The 24,070-nt window shown below is 45.3% G+C and carries 13 protein-coding genes, 1 tRNA gene and 1 pseudogene; 9 read left to right on the top strand and 6 right to left on the bottom strand.

From position 1 onward, the window contains the following. Positions 1–43 precede the first annotated feature (43 nt). A complete protein-coding gene (locus K429_RS0123525; protein WP_007213626.1) occupies positions 44–676 on the bottom strand; it encodes a trimeric intracellular cation channel family protein in 633 nt (210 codons plus the stop codon). A gap of 121 nt (positions 677–797) precedes the next feature. Between K429_RS0123525 and K429_RS0123520 the strand changes: the two genes are divergently transcribed. Beyond that, positions 798–1,901 carry a UDP-N-acetyl glucosamine 2-epimerase gene (locus K429_RS0123520; protein WP_029328297.1) on the top strand — a complete coding sequence of 368 codons (1,104 nt, stop codon included), beginning with the start codon at positions 798–800 and terminating at the stop codon, positions 1,899–1,901. Positions 1,902–1,923: 22 nt separating this feature from the next. Here K429_RS0123520 and K429_RS0123515 read toward each other — a convergent pair whose 3' ends face one another. Beyond that, the gene (locus K429_RS0123515; RefSeq protein WP_029328296.1) at positions 1,924–2,784 is read right to left on the bottom strand and encodes a glycosyltransferase family 2 protein; all 861 of its coding nucleotides are present in this window, start codon (positions 2,782–2,784) and stop codon (positions 1,924–1,926) included. 142 nt (positions 2,785–2,926) lie between these two features. On the opposite strand from K429_RS0123515, the gene K429_RS0123510 reads away from it, so the two are divergent. The 5 genes from K429_RS0123510 to K429_RS0123490 all read left to right on the top strand — a co-directional run bounded on the left by K429_RS0123510 (position 2,927) and on the right by K429_RS0123490 (position 10,707). Further along, positions 2,927–5,515, top strand: coding sequence for a DUF5686 and carboxypeptidase-like regulatory domain-containing protein (locus K429_RS0123510; RefSeq protein WP_029328295.1), 2,589 nt, complete (start codon positions 2,927–2,929; stop codon positions 5,513–5,515). A 79-nt stretch (positions 5,516–5,594) separates the two neighbouring features. After that, entirely contained in the window at positions 5,595–6,872 is a 1,278-nt protein-coding gene (locus tag K429_RS0123505; RefSeq protein ID WP_007213622.1) for a replication-associated recombination protein A, read from the top strand. Positions 6,873–6,921: 49 nt separating this feature from the next. Further along, positions 6,922–7,875, top strand: coding sequence for a D-2-hydroxyacid dehydrogenase (locus K429_RS0123500; RefSeq protein ID WP_029328293.1), 954 nt, complete (start codon positions 6,922–6,924; stop codon positions 7,873–7,875). 103 nt (positions 7,876–7,978) lie between these two features. Further along, positions 7,979–9,091, top strand: coding sequence for an endonuclease/exonuclease/phosphatase family protein (locus K429_RS0123495; RefSeq protein ID WP_029328292.1), 1,113 nt, complete (start codon positions 7,979–7,981; stop codon positions 9,089–9,091). 26 nt (positions 9,092–9,117) lie between these two features. Next, complete coding sequence (locus tag K429_RS0123490) at positions 9,118–10,707, top strand: endonuclease/exonuclease/phosphatase family protein (RefSeq protein ID WP_029328291.1); 1,590 nt, start codon at positions 9,118–9,120, stop codon at positions 10,705–10,707. Here the strand turns inward: K429_RS0123490 and K429_RS0123485 are convergent. Beyond that, a complete protein-coding gene (locus K429_RS0123485) occupies positions 10,610–11,599 on the bottom strand; it encodes a DUF4373 domain-containing protein (RefSeq protein WP_029328290.1) in 990 nt (329 codons plus the stop codon). The genes K429_RS0123490 and K429_RS0123485 overlap by 98 nt on opposite strands. Positions 11,600–11,887: 288 nt before the next feature. Between K429_RS0123485 and K429_RS29105 the strand changes: the two are divergent. Then, positions 11,888–12,075 (top strand): annotated as a pseudogene (locus K429_RS29105) (N-acetylmuramoyl-L-alanine amidase); the annotation flags it as partial. A gap of 110 nt (positions 12,076–12,185) precedes the next feature. Here K429_RS29105 and K429_RS29555 read toward each other — a convergent pair. From K429_RS29555 to ettA, 3 genes are all read right to left on the bottom strand, one after another. After that, positions 12,186–14,624 carry a choice-of-anchor J domain-containing protein gene (locus K429_RS29555; RefSeq protein WP_029328289.1) on the bottom strand — a complete coding sequence of 813 codons (2,439 nt, stop codon included), beginning with the start codon at positions 14,622–14,624 and terminating at the stop codon, positions 12,186–12,188. Positions 14,625–14,645: 21 nt separating this feature from the next. Next, a complete protein-coding gene (locus K429_RS0123470) occupies positions 14,646–17,384 on the bottom strand; it encodes a TonB-dependent receptor (RefSeq protein ID WP_029328288.1) in 2,739 nt (912 codons plus the stop codon). A gap of 237 nt (positions 17,385–17,621) precedes the next feature. Continuing rightward, positions 17,622–19,319: an energy-dependent translational throttle protein EttA gene (ettA, locus tag K429_RS0123465; RefSeq protein ID WP_007213599.1), complete on the bottom strand. Its 1,698-nt coding sequence runs from the start codon at positions 19,317–19,319 to the stop codon at positions 17,622–17,624. Positions 19,320–19,464: 145 nt separating this feature from the next. Here ettA and K429_RS0123460 point away from each other — a divergent pair. Together K429_RS0123460 and K429_RS0123455 are read left to right on the top strand one after the other, a co-directional pair. Continuing rightward, positions 19,465–19,537, top strand: a tRNA-Lys gene (locus K429_RS0123460). A 322-nt stretch (positions 19,538–19,859) separates the two neighbouring features. Further along, positions 19,860–24,065, top strand: coding sequence for an acyl-CoA dehydratase activase-related protein (locus K429_RS0123455; protein ID WP_029328286.1), 4,206 nt, complete (start codon positions 19,860–19,862; stop codon positions 24,063–24,065). Positions 24,066–24,070 lie beyond the last annotated feature (5 nt).

Raw genomic sequence — 24,070 nt, 5'->3', positions numbered from 1 at the left:
AGCACTCGTAGCTTGTAGCTTGTAGCTCGTAGCTCTTTCTTTATTACTCCTTGTCTTCCTCCTCTTCTCCGCCTCCCGTAAGAATCGGCAGACAGATATTATACTTCACTGCCAGAATGCGCGTCACAAAGACCGATACTCCGCCCACCACCTGGCAAGCATAGGACTGCATTCCCAGCAGATCGCACAACCAGTAGGCCGTACCGCCTACCACACATGCCATCGCATAAATCTCTTTTCGGAAAATAAGCGGTATCTCATTGATAAACACATCACGGATCACTCCACCCGCAGCACCTGTAATGCTACCCATAATGATGGCTACCCAGAACGGATATCCCAATGCAATGCTTTTCCCTACACCGACCACCGTAAACAGTGCCAGACCGATACTGTCGAAGATAAAAAACGTATTGTGCAAGTGGATGAGATGCTTTCCGAAAAGAATGACCCAAAGTAAAGCCAGTCCCGTACAAATCAGATAGATAGGATCAGTCATCCACCCCGGCGTCACTCCCAGCAATACATCGCGGATGGTACCGCCGCCGATAGCCGTCACAAAACCTACCACATACGCCCCAAACCAGTCGAACCGCTTTGCCGATGCCAGCCGGATACCGCTGATGGCAAAAGCGAACGTACCTATAAAATCGAGAATTTGAACAAATGTAGGCATGATAATCAATGATTAACGTTAAATGTTTAATGATTTATAATCGGTATTCATTAAAATTATGGGCAAAGTAACGAATAATTTCCCTAAGAAAACGTATTTTTGTCTCATCAATTTATATGCAATGAAAATAACAATCGTATCGGGCGCACGCCCCAACTTCATGAAAATAGCTCCCATCACCCGGGCCATCAGAGCCGCACAGGAAGCTGGAAAGAAGATTTCATACCGTCTCATCTACACCGGGCGACAAGATGATACCAGTCTGGATGCCTCCTTGTTTTCCGACCTGGACATGAAGCGGCCGGACGGTTATCTGGGAGTCACCGGACACGACCATTCGGAAGTGGCAGCCGCCATCATGCTTGCTTTCGAGAAGGAACTGAACAATCATCCCGCGCAGGTAGTACTCGTTGTAGACGATCTTACCGCCACCATGAGCTGTTCCATCGTTGCCAAAAAGCGCGGTCTGAAAGTTGCGCACCTCATTGCCGGAACCCGTTCGTTCGATATGAATATGCCCCGCGAAGTAAACCGCACCATCGTAGATGCCATTTCCGACTATCTGTTTACCGCAGGCATGGTAGCCAACCGCAACCTGAACCAGGAAGGCATGATTCCCGAATACATCCATTATGTAGGCAATATATTGATAGATACCGTCCGCTACAACCGTCACCGTCTGTTGCAGCCTGTATGGTTCTCCACCATAGGGTTGGAAAAGCGCGGTTACCTGTTGCTGACTCTCAACCGGCACGACCTGCTGACCAAGAAACATGTTCTCAAATCGTTGATACAAACATTGATTGAGAAATCCGAAGGCATGCCCATCATTGCGCCCCTGCACCCTTATGTGCAAAAAGCCATCAAATCGCTGGACATCCCCGCGTCTAATCTGCACATCCTGCCGCCTCAAAGTTATCTGCATTTCGGTTACCTCATCAACCATGCAAAAGGCATTGTGACGGACTCCGGAAACATTGCCGAGGAAGCTACCTTCCTCGATGTCCCCTGCATCACGCTCAACTCCTACGCCGAGCATCCCGAAACCTGGCGTGTAGGTACCAATGAGTTAGTGAATGAAGATTCCGTGGCTCTTGCCAATGCTCTGGAAAGATTAATGCTCGGCGAATGGAAACATACTACCCTGCCCGACCGTTGGGATGGACGTACAGCGGAACGTATCGTACAGACGTTGATTAACGGAGAATTAAAGGAGCATTACTGAATTAGGAGTTAAGTTAGAGGAATTAAACAGATAACCAACAGAAATAACCTAACTTATAGAAAGCGAAAAGCCGTAAAGAGGGGTGTTTTCCAGTCAGGTTCTTTTCCAAAAGACTCTCAGATATACGAAATAGGAAAGCGGTTAGTGCAACAGCATGAAACCGCTTTAAACAATTGTACCAGCGCAATAAGCGGACATAAGGAAGCAATTCCCGTTCACGACCCAAGAGGTTTTTCACAGAACGGCGTGTTTTCACCAAAAAAGAAGCCGCATCTTCCTCCACCAGATGCCAGACCGGATTTTCAATATGCAACACCGGTATACCCGCATCTTCCAGCCTCTTTCCGAAAGCGGTATCCTCATATCCCAGATGAAACGTTTCGTCAAAACGGACACGCAGAAAAAGCTCTCTCGGAATAAAAAAGTTCATACTTATAAAGTGCTGATAAGGATGCTTACGACGTTCGGCAGCCGGTTGCGCTTCCACCTGCGCTCCGTATTTATTGCGCAGAAAGGAGTCCCCCTCCTCCGGATAACAAAAGCCACCGCAAACCACCTGTCCGCCCACATTCTTGAGGTATAAAGAGAGAAAGTCCTCACCTACCGGACTTGTGTCCGTATCCAGAAAAAGCAAATAAGGATAACGCGCCTGTTCACCCAAATAATTGCGGATAAATGCCGGACCATGATTCGTCTCCAGTTCCAGCACACGACATCCGTCCAACCGGTTCAACACACGATTTTCTTCCTTCACTTTCCGGCACGACGCGTCGTCCGCCAGCAAAATTTCGAAAGGAAACTCCGTCAGCAAGGCCATCTCATATAATTTCCGAACCAACGAGACGCAATTTATATTATACACCGGAATGAGTATGGACAGCATTTTGTGAATTTTACGCGACAAATATAGTACAAATCAGATAAAAGTTAAAGCAGATATAAACATTCCTCTTATTTCTTTAGATTATATTTACTTCTTATTTAACTGTATTTTGTTAACTTTGCGGCCTCATACTGACTTAAATATGAAACAACAATATATAGCTCTCATCCTTTTTCTGCTGTCATTATTCGTCGCACACAGCGCATCCGCACAGATTAAAGGTGTCGTGACCGACTCCCTCACCAATGAACCATTAATGTACATCACCGTTCAATACGAGGGAAAAGGCGTGGGTGCCATCACCAATGCCGAAGGCGAATACACAGTGGAAACCCGCAAAGGCTGGAATGAATTATCATTCTCCGCCATCGGATACGTGACCAAGAAAGTCACCCTGAAGCCTACCACCAAAGTACTGAACGTGAAGCTGGCACCTGCCGACGTCATGCTCTCCGAAGTTGTGGTGAAGCCCCAAAAAGAGAAATACTCCCGTAAGAACAATCCCGCCGTGGATTTTATGAGGAAAGTTATCGAGAATAAGAAAGAACTGAAACTGGAAGCCAACGATTTCTACCAGTATCAGAAATACGAAAAGATGAAGATGTCCATGAACGACGTCACCCCCGAAAAGATGGAAAAGGGCATCTACAAGAAATTCTCATTCTTCAAAGACCAGGTGGAAGTATCGCCCAAGACCAACAAGATGATCCTCCCCATCTCCATCAAGGAGACGTCTTCGAAGACCATCTACCGCAAAAGTCCCAAAAGCGAAAAAACCATCATCGAAGGTGTGAATTCCAGCGGTATAGAGGAGTTTTTCAATACGGGAGACATGTTGGGCACCATCCTGACCGATGTCTTCTCCGATGTCAATATCTACGACGATGACATCCGACTCCTGCAACGCCGCTTCGTCAGCCCCATTGGTCGCGGGGCCATCAGTTTCTATAAATACTACCTCATGGACACCGTCATGGTGGACCGTCAGGAGTGTGTGCACCTCACCTTCGTGCCTCAAAACTCACAGGATTTCGGTTTCACGGGACACCTCTACGTAGTGAAGGATTCTACCTATGCCGTCAAGAAGTGTACCATGAACCTGCCAAAAAAGACCGGTGTGAACTTTGTGGACAACCTCGACATAGTGCAGCAATTCGAGCAGATGCCGGACGGAAACTGGGTACTTACGGACGATGACATGACCGTGGAACTGCAATTCGTAAAAGGCATACAAGGGCTTGAAGTGCAGCGTACTACCAAATACTCCAATTACAACTTTGAAGACATTGAGCCTCGTCTCTTCCGCCTGAAAGGTAACGTCATCAAAGAAGCCAACATGCTCAACAAGAGTGATGAATATTGGGCGAGTGTGCGTCAGGTTCCCCTCACAAAGAAAGAGAGTAACATGGACGTCTTCATGAACCGCATTGAGCAAATTCCCGGATTCAAATATGTCATCTTCGGTGCGAAAGCCCTGATTGAGAACTTCGTGGAAACGGGCACCAAGAAGCACCCCAGCAAGTTCGACTTCGGGCCTATCAATACCACCATCACAAGCAATTACGTGAATGGCACACGTTTCCGTCTCAGTGGTATGACCACCGGTAACCTCGATCCGCACTGGAGTTTCAGCGGATATGCGGCCTACGGTACGAGGGACAAGAAATGGTTCTATAAAGGTCAGGCAGCCTACTCGTTCAACAAGCGCGAATATGTATTGTGGGAATTTCCCAAGCACTACCTGGCCTTCGATTACAGTTACGACGTCATGTCTCCCATGGATAAATACCTCTCAACGGACAAGGATAATATGTTTGTGGGCTGGAAGTGGACCAAGGTAGACCAAATGTCGTACATGCGCGACGCTACCCTGACCTACGAACTGGAAACCAATACCGGTTTTTCCATCAAAGCCATGGCACGCCACCGCAACGACCAGCCTGCCGGAGGTGTATTGCAATACTGGAAAAACGATGGTAACATCGCCGGAATATGGGATGATACGAATACCTTCATCAAGGACATCACCACCACCGAACTCGGTGTCACCCTGCGTTACGCACCGGGTGAGACGTATGTCAACACGAAGCAGCGCCGTGTGCCCGTATCGCTGGATGCCCCGATCTTCTCCCTCTCCCACACCCTCGGTCTGAAAGGCGTGTTAGGTGGCGAGTACAACTTTAACCTTACGGAAGCCAGTATCCGTAAACGTTTCTGGTTCGGTTCGTGGGGTAAACTGGATATTACCGCCCGTGCCGGCGCGCAGTGGAACACTGTACCGTTCCCCTTGTTGAACCTGCCCATGGCGAATCTGTCATACATCACCCAGCACAACGAGTCATTCAGCCTGATCAACAACATGGAGTTCCTGAACGACCGTTATGCCTCTCTCGCCCTGACCTATGACATGAACGGAAAGCTGTTCAACCGCATCCCGCTTATCAAGAAGTTGAAGTGGCGCGAAACTTTCCGCATCCGTGGTATGTATGGCACCCTGACGGACAAAAACAATCCGTACAAGAGCCATAACAGTGAACTGTTCCTTTTCCCCATGCGCGACGGTGTCCCCACCAGTCACGTAATGGGCAGCACTCCCTACTTGGAAGCCAGTGTAGGTATCTACAACATATTCAAGCTGTTGCATATCGAATATGTACGCCGCCTCACCTACACCGATATACCGGGAGTGAAGAAAGATGGCATACGCTTCATGATATTAATGATATTCTAAAATAGCGACTTAGTGATGAATGATTAGTGATTAGCATAGTTACTTATCACTAATCACTAAACGTTAAACACTTATTCACATGACTCCATTAGCAGAAAGGCTTCGCCCTAAAACCTTAGACGACTACATCGGTCAGAAACACTTAGTAGGACCGGGTGCGGTGCTGCGCAAGATGATTGACGCAGGACGTATTTCTTCGTTCATACTATGGGGTCCTCCGGGTGTAGGCAAAACCACTCTGGCACAGATCATCGCTAACAAACTGGAAACTCCGTTCTACACCCTGAGCGCTGTGACCAGTGGGGTGAAAGATGTGCGCGAAGTGATAGACCGCGCGAAGAGCAACCGTTTCTTCTCGCAAGGCAGTCCCATCCTGTTCATTGATGAAATACACCGTTTCAGCAAGTCACAGCAAGACTCACTGCTCGGAGCCGTGGAACAAGGCACAGTGACGCTGATAGGCGCTACCACGGAGAATCCGTCTTTTGAGGTAATCCGCCCACTGCTGTCACGCTGCCAACTCTATGTGCTGAAATCTTTGGAAAAAGATGATTTACTGGAACTGTTGCAACGTGCCATTACCACCGACCATATACTGAAAGAGCGTACCATCGAGCTGAAAGAAACCACCGCCATGCTTCGCTACAGTGGTGGAGACGCCCGCAAATTGCTCAACATCCTGGATCTCGTTGTTTCTTCCGAAGCCGGAGATCCCGTCGTCATCACCGATGAGATGGTGACAGAACGCCTGCAACAGAATCCGCTTGCCTACGACAAAGACGGAGAGATGCATTATGATATCATTTCCGCCTTCATCAAGTCCATCCGTGGCAGTGATCCCGACGGTGCCATCTATTGGCTGGCCCGCATGGTGGAAGCCGGAGAAGATCCCGCATTCATCGCCCGCCGCCTCGTCATTTCCGCTTCGGAAGACGTGGGACTGGCAAACCCGAACGCCTTGCTGATTGCCAATGCGTGTTTCGACGCCGTAATGAAAGTGGGTTGGCCCGAAGGACGCATCCCTCTGGCGGAAGCCACCGTTTACCTCGCCACAAGCCCGAAGAGTAACTCCGCCTACATGGCCATCAACAATGCCCTGGAACTTGTACGCCAGACCGGTAATCTGCCCGTACCCCTGCACCTGCGCAATGCACCTACCAAACTGATGAAACAGTTGGGTTATGGAGACAATTATAAGTATGCGCACGATTATCCCGGGCACTTCGTCAAGCAACAATTTCTGCCCGACGAGCTGAAAGACCGCCGTCTGTGGGAAGCACAAGACAATGCTGCCGAACAGAAACATGCGGAACGGATGAGAGCGTTGTGGGGTGAGGATAAGTTCAGAAAATCGTAATCTCAAATCTTTTCCCTAAATTTGCGTACTCACTTTAAATATATACAAAATGAGAATTGTAGTATTAGACGGTTACACCACGAATCCCGGCGATCTGTGCTGGGATAAGTTGAAAGAGTTAGGCGAGTGCACGATCTATGATCGCACCGCTCCCGGCGAAGTTCTTGAACGTGCTGCCGGTGCAGAAGCCATCCTTACCAATAAGGTAGTGATCAACAGCGAGACAATGGCTGCCCTGCCCGATCTGAAATACATCGGCGTGATGGCTACAGGCTACAACGTGGTAGACATCAACGCCGCCCGCGAACGCGGCATCATCATCACCAATATCCCTGCATACAGCACTCCCTCTGTCGGACAAATGGTATTTGCACATATCCTGAACATCACCCAGCAAGTACGCCATTATTCCGAAGAAGTCAGCAAGGGAAACTGGAGCAAGAATCCCGACTTCTGCTTCTACGACACTCCACTCATCGAGCTGCTCGGAAAAAAAATCGGTATCGTAGGACTGGGACAGACCGGCTACAACACCGCCCGTATAGCCATCGGCTTCGGTATGAAGGTATGGGCCTACACTTCCAAATCGCGCCTCCAACTTCCTCCCGAAATCCGTAAAGCGGAACTCGACCAATTGTTCCACGAATGTGACATCGTCAGCCTGCACTGCCCACTGAACGACAGTACCCGTGAACTGATCAACGCCAACCGCCTCTCCTTGATGAAACCCACCTCCATCCTCATCAATACCGGACGCGGCCCGCTCATCAACGAACAAGATCTTGCCAATGCCCTGAATACCGGCATCATCTACGCTGCCGGACTGGATGTTCTTTCTGAAGAACCACCCCGTGCCGACAATCCGTTACTCACCGCCCGGAATTGCTTCATCACCCCTCACATCGCATGGGCCAACTTTGAAGCCCGCCAAAGGCTGATACATATTCTTATCAGTAACTTAAAAGCATATATTGACGGAAAACCGGTAAATGTAATAAAATAAGCTACGAGCTACAAGCTACGGGCTACGAGTGGCTGCGCTATCATACCGAAAGGCACTCGTAGCTCGTAGCTTTGTAACTTGTAGCCCGTAGCTTTACAACAACATGGGAAAATCAGAAATCAAAAGTTTATTCCGCAGCATTCCAGTCCTCCTGAGCATCGTATTGGCCCTTGTCACGATGATTGCTGCATTCTCCGGGAACTTCGACCCTGCCAATTCAAGGTACATGCCCGTACTGGGATTAGCATTGCCCGCACTATTGCTATGCAATCTGTTAGTCGCCATCTGTTGGGCATTCGCCCGCAGGCGCTGGGCATTCATTCCCCTTGCAGCATTAGTTTTCAATTACGGATATATCCTTGCCATCTTCCAGTTCAGCTTCACCAAGAAGATTCCCGAAGGGCACTACAGCAGCAATTATGCCGACGGATACCTGAAAATAGCCACCTACAACGTTGGCAATTTCGGAGGAGAGATTACAGGCTACTCCTGCAAGGAAATCGCCCGCTACATGAAAGAACAGGAAGTCGACGTCCTCTGCTTCCAGGAATGTGGCGACAACAAATACTTCCCGATGGACAGCATCCGCAACGTATTTTCCCACTGGCGCTACGCCTTGATCCCTACCGAGGATTCTATCCGCGGAGTGCTTCCTATCGCCGTGTTCAGCCGCTACCCGCTCGTCAATCCCCAGTTCATTTCCTACCAGCAAAGCGCCAACTGTAGCATGCAGTGCGACATTGTCCTGGGACGCGACACCGTCCGTCTGCTCAACAACCACTTGCAGACCACCAGCGTCAGCCAGAACCGCCGGAAATGGGAACGCGGACTTGCCAACAGTAACGACACCCGTCGTGAAGCAGAAGTCGTGCAAGGCGCCATCACTTCCCTGCACGACAACTTCGTGAAACGCGCCGAACAAACGGACAGCATCCGCCAACTGGTAGTTGCCAGCCCCTACCCCGTACTGGCATGCGGTGACTTCAACTCCCTGCCATCCTCCTACACCTATGCCGAACTGTCCGATGTCCTCAAAGACGGCTTCCGCACCAGCGGTCGCGGCTATATGTACACCTACCGCTACTTCAAACGTCTGTTGCGCATCGACTACATATTCCATTCGCCCGGCATCCAGGGATACCGTTACTACTCGCCCGATCTGGACCTGTGCAGCGACCATAATCCGGTGCTGATGGAAATGAAAATTAAGAAATGAGAAACAACCACCTAATGAAACTACTTATGAAAAGACCGCTACTTCTACTTCTTAATCTGATCCCTATATTACTGTTTGCCCAGCAACCGGTTATTTTCCCTGACGACTTCAAAACAAGCGCCCTGAACGGGAAAGAAGTGACCATTACAAACACCCTGACGCTGACAAACAACTACAGCTACACGTATGGCACACTGAACTTTTCCAACGGCCAGCTATGGACTCCTACCGAAAAGTTCGAACCGGGTGTAGATATGTTCAATCAGAAGAACCTGGAGAACCAGAAAAACCAACTCACCGTAAAGCAAGGCTCCTTCCCTATCGTCGATGCAGACGGAACCTGCCGCATCGGACAAACCATAGAAGGGCTGACCGGAAAAGCCAGCTACAGCAACGGCACATACACCATCACCCTGACCCGGAAACCCGAATTCAAAGGCAACGAACGCCCCATCTCCTGCGACACCCCGGAAACGTACAACCTGAAAGTGGTCAGCTTCAACCTGGAACACTTCGGCAAAAACGTAAACACCTATAGCATCAAGCTGCCCAAAGTAGCCCTCGCCCTGCAAGCACTGCAAGCCGACATCTACGCCCTTGTGGAAGTAGAAGGAGCCGCCGGACTGGAAGAACTCTGCCAGCTCCTGAACCGGAACTGCAACACCCAGAAATACAAGACACGCTATTATAAAGACAACGTGCAGGGCATGGCCTGCTTCATCTACAATAGCGACGCAGTTACCCCCGTGGGCGCCATCAGTCTGAACAAACTCGCCGACAATTACCTGCCGGAACGCAAAACCGCCCAAGGTTTCCAACTGAACAGCAATCAGGAGCGTTTCATCCTCTGCTGCAATCACTGGAAATCAAAATCAGGCAGCAATGTTCCGGAGCAATACAAAGATAAAGGTGACGGCCAAGGCGCCTATAATCCCCGCCGTGTGCAGGAAGCCGAAGCCACTCTGAAGTTCATCGAAGAAATCACGAAAACCTACAATGATCCCGACGTCCTGGTGGTAGGCGACCTAAACGCCTATACCTGTGAAGACCCCATCCGTACCCTCGAAAACGGTGGTCTGGTCAATCTGCTCACCACCTACGCCCCAAACCAGTACAGTTACGCTTACTTCAGTAATGGCAGTTACGCAGTAGGCTATCTGGATCACAGTCTGGCCACAAGTACCCTTGAAAAGCAAGTAACCGATGCCCGTCCCTTCCGTATCAACGCCGACGAACCACAGAAAATGGACGTCGATCAAAGCGGCGTACAGAAAAACAATATGTACCGCTGCTCCGACCACAGCCCCATCGTCACCTTCCTGAATCTGGGGAACGGCAGCACAGGTATCGAACCCCAGACAATTTCCCGCCCCGCTATCCGCCTGACAGGCGATCCACGCAGCGGCTACCTCACTTTAGTAAGCAACACCAGCCTCAGCCGTGCCGAAATCGTCAATATCAGTGGGCAAATCATTGCCACATACGACATTAGCAATGCCGAAAATGCAGAAAATCGTTTCACCCTGCCCGTAAATAGTCTGGTGCGTGGCTTCTACCTGATACGTGTTTACGATGCACAAGGCAGGTGTACACGGTATAAGGCAGTGCTCCCCTGACAATTTCAAAATTCCTCCCGCAAATGTGAACTTCAGAAACAGCCTTCGAATACCACACTTCATCGTCCCCAATGCCACACCCAATCAGGCGTGACGTGTGGTATTTACTGTGCTGAGGTGTGGCAATTACTGCACTGAAGTGTGGCAGTTGGGGCAGTGAAGTGTGGCAATTGAGGCGTTGAAGTGTGGCATTCGGGATGATGAGGCCGACATTCCGAATGACAAAGCTCGATATTCCAGGCGACAATGTGCGGTTTCTCTCCGTCAAAGCTACGGCAGATAAATCATCAACAACAGCAACAGCAGTCTTTTTTTCTTTTCTTGCTGCTGCTGTTGTTATTATATCTCTTATATTCTCTTTATTAGCAGTATATTCATTTGAGCTAATACTATTGTTTTTCAGCGATTTACCAGACGATAAGCATTCTTTTTCCCCTTCATTCCTAAGCACTTTTTGACTGTTTTCAGCCATTTTTTGCTCTTTTTTCGATGATTCTCGCTTGTTTTTGAGCGTTTTTCGAACCTTTTTCTCTGAGCTTCCGATACAATCCGCATCAGTCGCAATACAGTTTACCTGCCGTTCACATATCGTTTGTTCCGTCCGTTCATGTATCGGATTCAGTTCCGCAGGCATAAAATAGCCATCCTCTTCAAAGTCGAAAAGCTGGTATCCGAAAATGATTTTCTTGATATAAGCAAAAGAAATCTTATGGACCTTACAGAAAGAGCGCAGGTATTCCACCTGAGCACGCGACTCGGGCAATAACTCCAGTTTTTCAATAATAAACCAATAGGCACCAGTTCCTTTAAGCGTTTCCTTAGCCAGCAGATTCTGCATTCTGGGGTCATGCATCGCCATTAGTGGATGCTGAAGGTAGAAGTTTCTTTTCATATTTCTTATTTTTTCATTTGACTCTACAAAGATAAGCATTGAAGAAACTGACAAAATGTACGGTCTTACGACCTTTATCCCCCTTCAGAGAGCTCCTGAAAAGGATTTTTCATCTTAAACCGCACATTACCTAAATATGTTAAAAATATATAATCGCGTTAGAAAAAATGCGGAGTCCCGCAAGAAACAATAACCCTATATGAAGTTCATTAGTGCTTACATAGCGGAATGCCTCTGCAAATGTAGGTTTCTATAAATCTGCAAAAACATAAAATAAGACTTGCTTCTATGAGAAAAATTAATCAGATTGTCGTCCACTGTTCCGCCACCCGCTGCGACCGCCCTTATACGGAAGCTGACTTAACCGCCGATCATCTGCAACGTGGCTTCAGTGAGGCCGGAATCATTATTATGTATGTCTGAACGGAGACATCAAAAGCCTTCGTCCTGTGATGAAACCGGGAGCGCATGTGAAAGAAAAGTGCCCGTGCTTTGAGGTGAAGAGGGAACGGTGGTAAGAAAAACAATGAGACTGTCTCCTTCAAAAAAACAGGAGACAGTCTCATTAATAAATATCCGCAGACTCTTATTCTGCTTTCTTCAAAGAACCTTCAATATACTGGAATTTACCCTTGCCAATCACTTCATATTGGATAGTCCAAGTTACTGTAGTTGAACCGTCGTAAACACCAAAGTAAATTGTATAAATAACTTCTACACCCGATACTACATTTGCATCTCCATATAAAGCCTCCAACGCAGGAACAAATGCTTCAGGTAAACGTTCAAACATCAGTTTCACCAAATCCTCATCTGACATTTTTTCATAAAGCGCCCCATTATTATGTTTGGTCTTCCAAGCAGATGGGCGGAAGTCAAAGTTATTTTGATAAGAAGAAGCCCCATAATAATATTCAGCATTAGTATACCCGGTCTGATAATAATCCTTACCGTGTTCTTTTCCTGAATAGTCTACAATAGCCTGATAGAAAGGAGTAGATACAGGGTCATTCTTTACGACAGAAAGTGTAATTGTAGTACTAGGATTAAAATTCCATTTACCTTCCGAACGAACAAACTGATCGGTAACTACTTCCACATTATCATTCTTCGTCCAAACTCCAGCGGTATAAATATACTCGGCTGCTTCTTGATTATTCGAATATGTATAAACAACCCCTACTTTCTGTTCTTCTTGCGCATAAGGATAGTTGGCTGTCAAGAATTGCGGCAAGTAATTATCCGGTTTGTTAGAAGAAGTAAACGTTTCAAAGCCCATTTCCTCATAGTCAGAAGGACTTACTACAATAGCATCTTCGTATGGAATCCACGTAGAGCCATTATAAGTATAGATGGTAGCCAATTCGTTAACACCGCCAGCAGTAGCACGCGTAGTCGTAGACAACTTAGCCACAGCGGCCTTACGAGCTACAGTTTGTACCTTGATATTATCAATCTGATAGGTAGTTGAACGAGATTCAGCACCATTACCTACATATCTGAATGCCACATGAATAACCTGTCCCGCAAATTCATTCAACGGAGCAGCGCCTGCATAACCAAATTTACCATAAGCATTGGTCGGTCCTTCCGGAAGAGCAAATTCCGCCGTCATATCTTTCCAAGTCGCCTTCGTAACATCATCTACATAATCAGTAGACACCAAAACAGAAAGACAATTGGCATTCCAATAACCAATGCAAACATCAAATAGCAATTCAGCTACCCCTTCTGTTTTTGCAGGTATTGTTATAGCCGGAGAAATATAATAGCTCTCTTGCTCTTCTGTTGATTTATTGGCAGAGTACTGTACATAGTGGTTATTACTGAAGTCTTTAGCAGTCCATGTAAAATCTCCTTGAATAATTTGCTCTTTCCAAGCATCTGTACCGTTTTCAAAATCTTCTTTGAATACAGAAGTAGCTTCTACACTTACGTTATCACCTAACTGAATATTGTCAATCTGGAAAGTGGTTGTCTTCTCCGCATTACCTACATATTTAAAAGCTATATAAACGGGATTCTCTTTATAAGCACTCATATCATAAATACCAGCCGGCGACATTGTCCCAAATTTTGCATTAGATGCATCAAATGCAAAATATGCAGTCAAATCAGTCCAAGTAGCAGAATTAACATCACTTCCATTAAAATCGTCTGATACCAATATTTGTAAAGTCGCACCATTAGGATAGCCTAAACATACATCAAACGCCAATTTGGGAGCAGCGGCAGAAGATAAATCCACTTTGGGCGAAATAAGCCATGCAACAACATCACCACCACCATTATAAGCAGAACACTCCGTATAACCACCATTATAATACTTATCTGTCCAGTACTTGGTACCTTTCTCCGCAATATTTTGCCAACCATCAATAGCAGTTTTTCCACCACCGACAGATATATGATCGAAAGTCTCATCAAGCTCTTTTGCTACTGTAGCACCACCACCCGTATTAGGCTCAGAAATAGAATAATTGTAAGCAACAACCTTAACATCTCCACTTTGAGCGGTAGGATAAGCTGTAGTCAATATCTTATTTGCAACTTTTGCCAGCGGTTTAGAAGGTGTGAAATATTTAGCATCAACATCACCCCATACGCTCACATAATTTGCATCTGACACTGTATAGGTTTCTGACGCAGCCAATTTAGCAAGGTATTCCGGTGCGTCAATCCCTTTGTTATAAGTAACCTTAACTGATGAACCGTCATCAGCACCTAGCCATTTTGCAGCCAAAAAAGTAGATAAATACTTAGAAGCCGGCAAAATATCAGAGAAACGCATACTAGTTTTCAATGCAGCCAACGCAGCCTTTTCTTCATCGCTACCAGGCAATGATTCATAAGCTTTGCCTGACGAGATAGTAGCATAATCAGCCTCTGTCAAAGCATACGTTTTCGTAAACACTTCTTTAGGCTGGCTCATCTCGTCCAGTCCTTCGAAATATTTTTCATTATAATCGCATCCTGATATCATCAGCGTAGCAGCTAACGCAGGAAATAAATATATTTTCTTCATATCTTTATAGACTGTTATATATTAAAAGTTAACTTTAAGTCTAACGTTGAACGTGCGTCCAAATCCGTAGAATATGCCATAAGCTGTTTTCCAGTCATGGTTTGCACCATCAAGAGCATCAGTAATATACTCCTGATCCAACACATTATAAATATTACCGGAAAGAGTAGCTTTCACATTACCGATATTGAAAGTATATCTTGCATCCAAGTCAAGAGTCCAAGCAGAGGGTACACGCCACGGAGTTTCATAAACCTTTGTTGCATTAGGTAAAATATCACTTGCACTAAAGGTCCAGTCAGCATACAGACGTCCAAAGAAGTTACAATTGGCACCCACCTTAAAGTCTTTGCTTACTTTCACATCAGCGCCCAAGGCAGCTGTTGTCTGCGCCGAATCACCAACTTTCGTCTTATCCAAAATCACAGTCATAGAAGCATGATCTTCCGCTTGAATACCAGATGCATGTACAATTCCCGTCTTACCACTCCATGATGCAACAGGTTGGCTAGTAGAATCATAAAAATAACCTTTAGCAGTACTATCCCAACGCCAATTACCGATAGAGAACATTCCAGTAATATCAAGCCAATGAAGTGGCTTAGCAACAAAGTCCAGCTCAATACCTTGATGAATAGCCGCTACGCCGCTCAGGTTCAGACTAACACGGTCAATAAATACCTTATTATCATCTACAACTTCAATTCCCTTTGACATTGTCTTATCCATCCATTTTGTATGGTAGACATTCAAGTTAGCCGTAAGGAACCTAGACCGGAAACCGTACCCCAACTCCGCAGAGAAAATTTTCTCATTTACTGCATCAGGATTAGTCGCATTACTGGTTGTAGAGTTTAAAAATGCACCTTGAGAGAAGAACGGAGCACGACTGATATAACCAATGTTTCCAAATACGTTGTGATTTTCTGTAATATTATAATTCAAACCACCCTTTATATTCCAACCGATAAAACTAACTTTCTTCGATTTTGCGTGTTCTGCATCATAATAGAAGCGATCATAACGCCAATATGTAGTATTAGATACAGCTCCTGAAGCAAATGCGCTCAGTTTATCTTGATTATATTCCAACTGACCAAATACCCCTTCTGACATTGTAAATCCATCGTAATCACGATATACAACATCACCTACTTTCAACTTCTGGTTAACAAAAGCATCTCCAGCGGCAGCTGCTTTGTTGTAAGCAGGAAGCACATTGGCACGAGAAGAAGAGTCAATATAGTACTCGCCACCATAAAGATCAACAAGCTCATTAGTATGCACACCTTTATAATAACGAAAATCAACACCACCATAAAAATCGAAATTTTCACCAAATTTAGTAGTGTAAGTAGAGAGCAAACCATACCAGTTATGGTAATTCTTACTCTTTGACATCGCCATAATAGAACCATTTTCACTGGTTTCGTTCAAATCATAAATCTCATCGTATGCAAATGTACCATCATCTTTACGGAAAGTGGTATTCAATGTCCCATAACTACTACCATACCAGTTATTACGGTCAGCTGAGGTCAAACCTTGACCGGCATACCCGTAACCACGACCGATAGAAGCATATAGAGCAGTACTCAAGCTTGACTTCTGGTTGATTTGCCATAAATGGTTTAAAGATAATTGTGGCTTGTTGTAAACGTTATGAGCAGAAACTTTACGTTGACCATTTCTTCCAAAACCATAAGAAGGATTGTATTTATAAGCCTTATCGCCATTCATATACTTATTAGCGACCGTTTGCCAACCTTCAATAGTCAAACCATCTTTAGAATTACGCTGATTGTGCCATTGAGGAGCAGCAAAAGCTGTAAAAGATAACTGGTGATTATCATTGAAACGCTTAGTTATATTCACAAACCAGTTGTAAGCTTCGAAGTCCGTACCTTGGATATAGCCATCACCCCATGTTTTTGCACCTAATAATGTCAATGCCCAGCCTTTATCACTCAAACCAGTAGAAACGGTAAATGCAATCTTATTGTAACCGTCATTTCCTATACCATAGGAAACACTCCCCCCTTTCTTAGCATCAGCAGATCTTGTAATAATGTTTAAGGAACCACCAACTGAAGGTGCAGAAACTTTCGATGCACCTAAACCACGCTGAGTCTGCATTGAACGGGTTACATCAGACAGACCTGCCCAGTTAGACCAATAAACACCGCCCCACTCCATATCATTCATAGGGACACCATTAATCATAACTGCGATATTCTCAGTCTTAAAACCACGCATATTCAACTTTGAGTCTCCATAACCACCACCTTGTTTTGTAGCATAAACGCCCGGAGTTGATTTCAAGATTTCGGGAAATTCTTGCGTTCCTAATTTTTCTTCGATATAAACAGGATCTACAGTAGAAACCGCTACCGGAGTTTTACGGGCAACCGCTACAGAAGAAGTAATTGTAACGTCAGCCAGCATCACAGCATCCGGCTCCATCTTGATAACCCCCAAATCAACAGAAGCACCCTTCTGTGTTATTTTCTTCTTGAGGTCTTTAAAACCTACATACTTGAACACCAATGTTCCACCTTGAGCAACACCTTGCTTAAAATAACCATCAATGTCAGTCACAGTTCCTTGTGAAGTGCCTTCTACCATAACAGCAGCGCCCACTAACGGTTCTCCTGTTTCTGAGTCAACAAGCTGACCTTTCACTGTAGTCTGGGCAAATGCCGCAGCACTGCATATAGACAGCACAGCCACCAACAGGAAATGAATTAGATGTTTTTTCATACTTCTGTTTTTTGTTAATTAAATGTGTTAATTACGAATGTTAATTAAGTATTAAATACTGTTTTAAGACGCAAATATAATTAATAAGATTTAGATTTGTATTACATTTCTGCTACAAAATTTTAGGGTATATAGGAGTTATTGAAACTTTTTATAACAAAAAAGCCCTACAAGTTTTTTGCAGGGCTTTCTATTTGTCATAAAAATATTAGTTATGCTATCAGATTCTTACTGTTATCAGTCATTCATCAGCTTTCTATAACGTACACGGGTAGGTTCTTCTTTCCCTAAACGTTTCTGTTTATTTTCCTCATATTCCGAATAAGAACCTTCGAAATAGAAGACATTGGAATCACCTTCGAATGCAAGTATATGAGTGCAAATACGGTCGAGGAACCAACGGTCGTGACTGATAATTACGGCACATCCTGCAAAGTCTTCAAGACCTTCTTCGAGTGCGCGAAGCGTATTCACGTCGATGTCATTGGTAGGTTCGTCCAGCAACAGCACGTTGCCCTCTTCTTTCAGAGCCATAGCAAGGTGCAGACGGTTCCGTTCACCACCCGAAAGTACACCGCAAAGCTTCTCCTGATCTCCACCGGAGAAGTTGAAACGTGACAAATAGGCACGTGCATTGATATCACGTCCACCCATACGAATCAGTTCCGTACCACCGGAAATAACCTGGTACACGCTCTTGTTCGGGTCGATATCGCTGTGTTGCTGGTCGACATAAGCTACCTTTACGGTCTCTCCTACTTCAAACTCACCTTTATCTACTGTTTCCAGCCCCATGATCAACCGGAACAGCGTTGTTTTACCCGCACCGTTAGGCCCGATTACACCCACAATGCCGTTAGGCGGAAGCATGAAGTTGAGATCATCGAACAGAAGTTTGTCGCCATAAGCTTTTGCCACGTGTTTCGCTTCGATAACCTTATTTCCAAGACGCGGACCATTAGGGATAAAGATTTCAAGTTTCTCTTCTTTCTCCTTGATATCTTCATTCATCAATTTATCGTAAGAATTCAAACGTGCCTTACCTTTCGCCTGACGCGCTTTAGGAGCCATACGCACCCACTCCAACTCACGCTCCAACGTCTTGCGGCGCTTGCTGGCGGTTTTCTCTTCCATTTCCATGCGCTTGGTCTTCTGTTCCAACCAGCTGGAATAGTTACCTTTCCAGGGGATACCTTCGCCACGGTCGAGTTCAAGAATCCAGCCTGCCACATGGTCGAGGAAGTAACGGTCGTGGGTTACGGCAATCACCGTACCCTCGTATTGCTGCAAATGTTGTTCCAACCAATCGATGGATTCAGCGTCAAGGTGGTTGGTAGGTTCGTCCAGCAACAGCACATCGGGCTTCTGCAACAGCAAGCGGCAAAGTGCCACACGACGACGCTCACCTCCCGAAAGATGGTCTACAGTTGCGTCTTCGGGCGGACAACGGAGGGCATCCATAGCGCGTTCCAGTTTACTGTCGAGATTCCAGGCATCAGTTGCATCGATGATATCCTGAAGTTCTCCCTGACGGACAAAAAGCTTATCCATCTTGTCGGCATCCTCGTAATACTCCGGCAGGCCGAATTTCTGGTTAATCTCTTCGTACTCAGCGAGTGCATCCACAATGGGTTGTACACCTTCCATCACAATTTCTTTTACGGTTTTCGTAGGATCCAAGTAAGGTTCCTGAGCCAGATAGCCCACTGAGTAACCCGGTGAAAACACCACTTCGCCCTGATAAGACTTGTCCAACCCGGCGATAATCTTCAGCAAGGTAGATTTACCGGAGCCATTCAGACCGATGATGCCAATCTTTGCACCATAAAAGAACGAAAGGTAGATGTTCTTCAGCACCTGCTTGTTGTTCTGCTGAATGGTCTTGTTCAGCCCTACCATAGAAAAGATAATCTTTTTATCGTCAACTGTTGCCATAAAGTTTTTAAGTGTATTATATTAATAATGTATATGCTATTCCCATTCGATGAATATTGGGCAAAGATAACAAAAAAAGAGATATTCTTTTGCATTTTCAAAAATTGTCTCTATCTTTGCGCCCGCTTAACAGCAATAAAGGATTGATTCAGTAGCTCAGCAGGTAGAGCACAACACTTTTAATGTTGGGGTCCTGGGTTCGAGCCCCAGCTGGATCACAGAAATCAAAAAAGCCTCTGCAAGTCAGAGGCTTTTTTCTTTTTGACAACAATTTCAATCTCCACGAAAATAACAGATGCCTTTAATTTAATCCATATCCAACCAAGGAAATCATTTCGACTGGTAAAACTCTAATTTTACCATCCTTACCAAGCCTATTGCACCTTCGAAATAAAACCAGTCGTGTTGTCGGCAAAAAGTTAAATAAAGACAATCGCTCACTTTTTCCAAAAGATTTCGTACATTTGCAGCGTCTGACATTAGTGTCAGACTAATATATCTGATTTTATTATTTATATACCCAATCAGCAGAATTCTATTATGGATATTTACAAAGTCGGCCTGGATATCGGCTCTACTACCGCTAAAATAATAGTGCTGGATAAGAGTGAGAGAAATGTCCTTTTCTACAAATATGAAAGGCATCAGGCAAAAGTTCAGGAATGCCTACTGGCATTTTTCCACCAGCTGAAAGAACAGATGGGCGATGTTACTTTATCAATCAATATCACCGGTTCAGTAGGCATGGGAATCGCAGAGAAATACTCTCTGCCTTTCGTGCAGGAAGTGGTAGCGGCAGCCCAATATATTCGGCGGAATCATCCCGGAATATCTTCCATGATCGACATCGGAGGAGAAGATGCCAAAGTCGTCTTCTTCCAGAATAATCAAGCCACCGATTTACGGATGAACGGAAACTGCGCCGGAGGAACAGGGGCATTTATCGATCAGATGGCCATATTATTGGGAGTATCGATGGATGAACTGAACGGACTGGCTCTCCGGGCAACACGAGTACATCCGATAGCTTCCCGATGTGGTGTATTCTGTAAGACGGATATTCAGAATCTGATAGCCAAGAATATACCGAAAGAAGATATCGCGGCTTCCATTTTCCATGCTGTAACGGTGCAAACCATCGTTACACTTGCGCATGGATGTGATATTGTTGCTCCGATATTACTTTGTGGAGGACCGTTGACATTTATTCCGGCACTCAGGAAATCATTCGCCAACTATTTGCAGTTATCAGAGGAGAACGATTTTCTGCTGCCGGAGAAAAGTAATCTTATTCCAGCCTGGGGAGCAGCACTGGCAGAGAACTCCCGGAAAATGAAAATAACTGAGCTAACCGGACTTCTGGAAAATCTATCAGAAAAAGCATACCAGCCACAAAACAGCCTTCCACCTTTTTTCAAGGATGAAACGGAATATCTGCAATGGAAGGACAGGTTGGCACAATATGATGTGCAGCGGACGGAATTAACATCCGGAATACAACAGGCTACCATAGGAATAGATTCCGGCTCTACCACCACCAAAATAGTAGTGCTTGATGAAAATAACCGTATCCTGTACTCCTACTATCACGACAACAAAGGAAATCCGATAAAAGCCGTGGAAGAGGGATTGCAGAAACTGCATAAAGAATGTCAGGAAAAAGGGACAATCCTGCAAATCAAAGGAGGATGCTCCACCGGATACGGAGAGGATCTGATAAAAGCTGCCTTCCAGATGGATGCCGGTATCATTGAAACCATAGCCCATTACATGGCTGCCAAACATATAAATAAGGATGTATCTTTCATCCTGGACATCGGCGGACAGGATATGAAAGCCATTTTCACAAATGGCGGAATTATCAACCGGATTGAAATAAACGAGGCTTGCTCATCCGGATGCGGTTCTTTTATCAGCACCTTTGCACAGTCACTGGACTACAAAGTGGAGGACTTCGCCAAAGCGGCTTGTTTCTCAAAAGCTCCGTGTGATCTGGGAACACGCTGCACCGTTTTCATGAATTCCAAAGTGAAACAAGTGCTCCGTGAAGGGGCATCCGTGGCGGATATAGCGGCCGGTCTTTCTTACTCTGTTGTAAAGAACTGCCTGTACAAAGTGCTTCAACTTAAAAAGCCGGATGAACTTGGAAAACATATCGTGGTGCAAGGTGGAACCATGCGCAATGATGCCATCGTACGAGGTCTGGAGAAGCTGACAGGAAAAGAAGTATTCCGTAGCGATTGTCCCGAATTAATGGGTGCTCTGGGCTGTGCACTTTATGCAAAGCAACTTAAGACGGCCAAAGTTACAAATCTGGAAGATATGATGCATCAGGCCCAATTCACTTCCCGACAGGTTCAGTGCAATGGATGTGAAAACCAATGTGCCATCACCCGGTACACCTTCGGCAGTGGAGAACATTATTTCTCCGGTAATAAATGCGAAAAGGTGTTTACCAATAAAGGGAATGTTTCGGAGAAAGGCGTAAATGCTTATGAAAAGAAAATCGAACTTCTGTTTGATCGGCAAGTAAATATAGCCGCTCCACTACTGACCATAGGTATTCCCCGCTGCCTGAATATGTATGAAGAATATCCCTTCTGGCATTCTTTGTTCACAGAGTGTGGCATCCGGGTATGCCTGTCGGATGCTTCGACATTCAATAAATATGAGAAGGCGGCCAATATGGTAATGTCCGACAATATCTGTTTTCCTGCAAAACTGGTGCACAGCCATATCCAAAACCTTATCGAATACAAAGTAGACCGGATATTTATGCCGTTTGTCATATTCGAAGAAATCGATAAGCAACAACAGAACAGTTACAACTGCCCCATTGTGTCCGGATACTCACAGGTTATCAAGAATGTCCAGACAGATAACTTACCGATTGACCATCCGGCCATCACTTTCAAAGATACAGGATTACTGTATAAGCAATGCCGTGACTACCTAAGCACACTGGGCGTGCAAGAGCAGGTAGTAAAGAAAGCATTCGACCATGCACTGAAAGCACAAGACGCTTTTGAAAAAGAGCTTATCGCCTATAACCGGCAAATAGTTGAAGAAGGAAATAAAAAGCAGAAGCTGATTATTCTCCTTGCCGGACGTCCATATCATTCGGACCCGTTGGTACAACATAAGATTTCGAATATGATCAGCGCTATGGGCGTTTATGTAATTACAGATGATATCGTCCGTCATCAGGATATTCCACTGAAGGAGGTGAATTTTCTGGCTCAATGGGCATTTACCAACCGTATTTTGAAATCAGCCAAATGGGCAGCGCAGCAGGGAAATCACGTGCAATATATGCAGCTGACTTCTTTCGGATGTGGACCGGATGCCTTTCTGATAGACGAAATACGCACTTTACTGAAGCAGTACAATAAAAATCTTACTTTATTGAAGATAGACGACGTTAGTAACACCGGTTCCATCAAACTGCGTGTACGTTCGCTGGTAGAGAGCCTGCACATCAGTTTGCAACAAGCTGAAGAGAGACAGGTACAGAAACCTTTATCCCTCCCTCTTTTCACCAAAAAGGACAGAAAGAAGAAGATTATCGCCCCATTCTTCACCCCTTTTATATCACCACTTATTCCTTCCATTTTTAAAGTGGCAGGATATGAAATGGAGACTCTGCCCATAAGCGATGAATGTTCGTGCGACTGGGGTTTGAAGTATTCCAACAATGAAGTTTGCTATCCGGCTACACTGATTGTGGGTGACATCGTGAAAGCTTTTAAGGAAGGACGATATGACCCGGACAACACTTGTGTAGCCATTACGCAGACGGGAGGGCAATGCCGTGCCAGCAACTACATCTCTTTAATAAAAAAAGCATTAATAGAAAACGGATACACTCATACTCCCATTCTGTCAATAGCATTCGGCAGCGGAATAGATAATCAGCAACCGGGCTTCAAAGTAAATTGGCTGAAAGTATTGCCAATAGCGCTTGCCGCTGTTCTATACAGCGACTGCATAGCTAAATTCTATTACGCCGCCGTTGTTCGTGAGAAAAAGCCGGGACAGGCAGCTAAATTAAAAGATATGTACCTGGAAGCGGCAAAGCCTCTTATCCTGAAAAACAGACCGGAAGATTTGCTCAGTTACTTATCTCTGGCAGTTGACGAATTCAATCAGATCTGTCAGCAAAAATCATGTCCTAAGGTGGGTGTGGTAGGAGAAATCTTCCTAAAGTTCAATCCTTTTGCACAAAAAGATATCACCACATGGCTCATAGACAGAGGTATAGAGGTGGTTCCTCCATTGATGACAGACTTTTTCATGCAAAGCTTCGTCAATATGAAAGTAAACCAGGATAGTCATATAAAAAAGAAATATATTCCTGATTTCGCTATCGACTGGCTTTATGGAAAAGTTCAGAAACAAATTGATAAAATCAACAAGATAGGAAAAGCCTTCCTGTACTTTCAACCCTTTGAAAATATTTACGAGAAAGCGGAAAAAGCCAAGCAGGTTATATCGCTGAACACGCAGTTCGGTGAAGGCTGGCTGATTGCCGGAGAGATGTCGTCTTTTGCCAGTCAGGGTATTAATCATGTCATCAGTTTGCAACCATTCGGGTGTATAGCTAACCATATTGTGGAAAAGGGAATAGAAAAACGTATAAAGTCTGTCTACCCTCAGATAAATATATTATCTTTAGATTTTGACAGTAGCGTCAGCGATGTGAATATCACCAATCGCCTGTTACTTTTTGTTGATAACATAAAATAAATAAG

Source organism: Bacteroides sp. 14(A) (genome assembly GCF_000526555.1).
Classification (GTDB): Bacteria; Bacteroidota; Bacteroidia; order Bacteroidales; family Bacteroidaceae; genus Bacteroides; species Bacteroides cellulosilyticus.
This window is presented reverse-complemented; position numbering and strand designations above follow the sequence as displayed.

Bases quoted from the DNA above. Each gene is read 5' to 3' on its own strand.
- K429_RS0123500 (WP_029328293.1), top strand. From the start codon at position 6,922: ATGAGAATTGTAGTATTAGACGGTTACACCACGAATCCCGGCGATCTG.
- K429_RS0123455 (WP_029328286.1), top strand. From the start codon at position 19,860: ATGGATATTTACAAAGTCGGCCTGGATATCGGCTCTACTACCGCTAAA.
- K429_RS0123495 (WP_029328292.1), top strand. From the start codon at position 7,979: ATGGGAAAATCAGAAATCAAAAGTTTATTCCGCAGCATTCCAGTCCTC.
- K429_RS29555 (WP_029328289.1), bottom strand. From the start codon at position 14,624: ATGAAGAAAATATATTTATTTCCTGCGTTAGCTGCTACGCTGATGATA.
- ettA (WP_007213599.1), bottom strand. From the start codon at position 19,319: ATGGCAACAGTTGACGATAAAAAGATTATCTTTTCTATGGTAGGGCTG.
- K429_RS0123520 (WP_029328297.1), top strand. From the start codon at position 798: ATGAAAATAACAATCGTATCGGGCGCACGCCCCAACTTCATGAAAATA.
- K429_RS0123505 (WP_007213622.1), top strand. From the start codon at position 5,595: ATGACTCCATTAGCAGAAAGGCTTCGCCCTAAAACCTTAGACGACTAC.
- K429_RS0123525 (WP_007213626.1), bottom strand. From the start codon at position 676: ATGCCTACATTTGTTCAAATTCTCGATTTTATAGGTACGTTCGCTTTT.
- K429_RS0123510 (WP_029328295.1), top strand. From the start codon at position 2,927: ATGAAACAACAATATATAGCTCTCATCCTTTTTCTGCTGTCATTATTC.
- K429_RS0123470 (WP_029328288.1), bottom strand. From the start codon at position 17,384: ATGAAAAAACATCTAATTCATTTCCTGTTGGTGGCTGTGCTGTCTATA.
- K429_RS0123485 (WP_029328290.1), bottom strand. From the start codon at position 11,599: ATGAAAAGAAACTTCTACCTTCAGCATCCACTAATGGCGATGCATGAC.
- K429_RS0123490 (WP_029328291.1), top strand. From the start codon at position 9,118: ATGAAAAGACCGCTACTTCTACTTCTTAATCTGATCCCTATATTACTG.
- K429_RS0123515 (WP_029328296.1), bottom strand. From the start codon at position 2,784: ATGCTGTCCATACTCATTCCGGTGTATAATATAAATTGCGTCTCGTTG.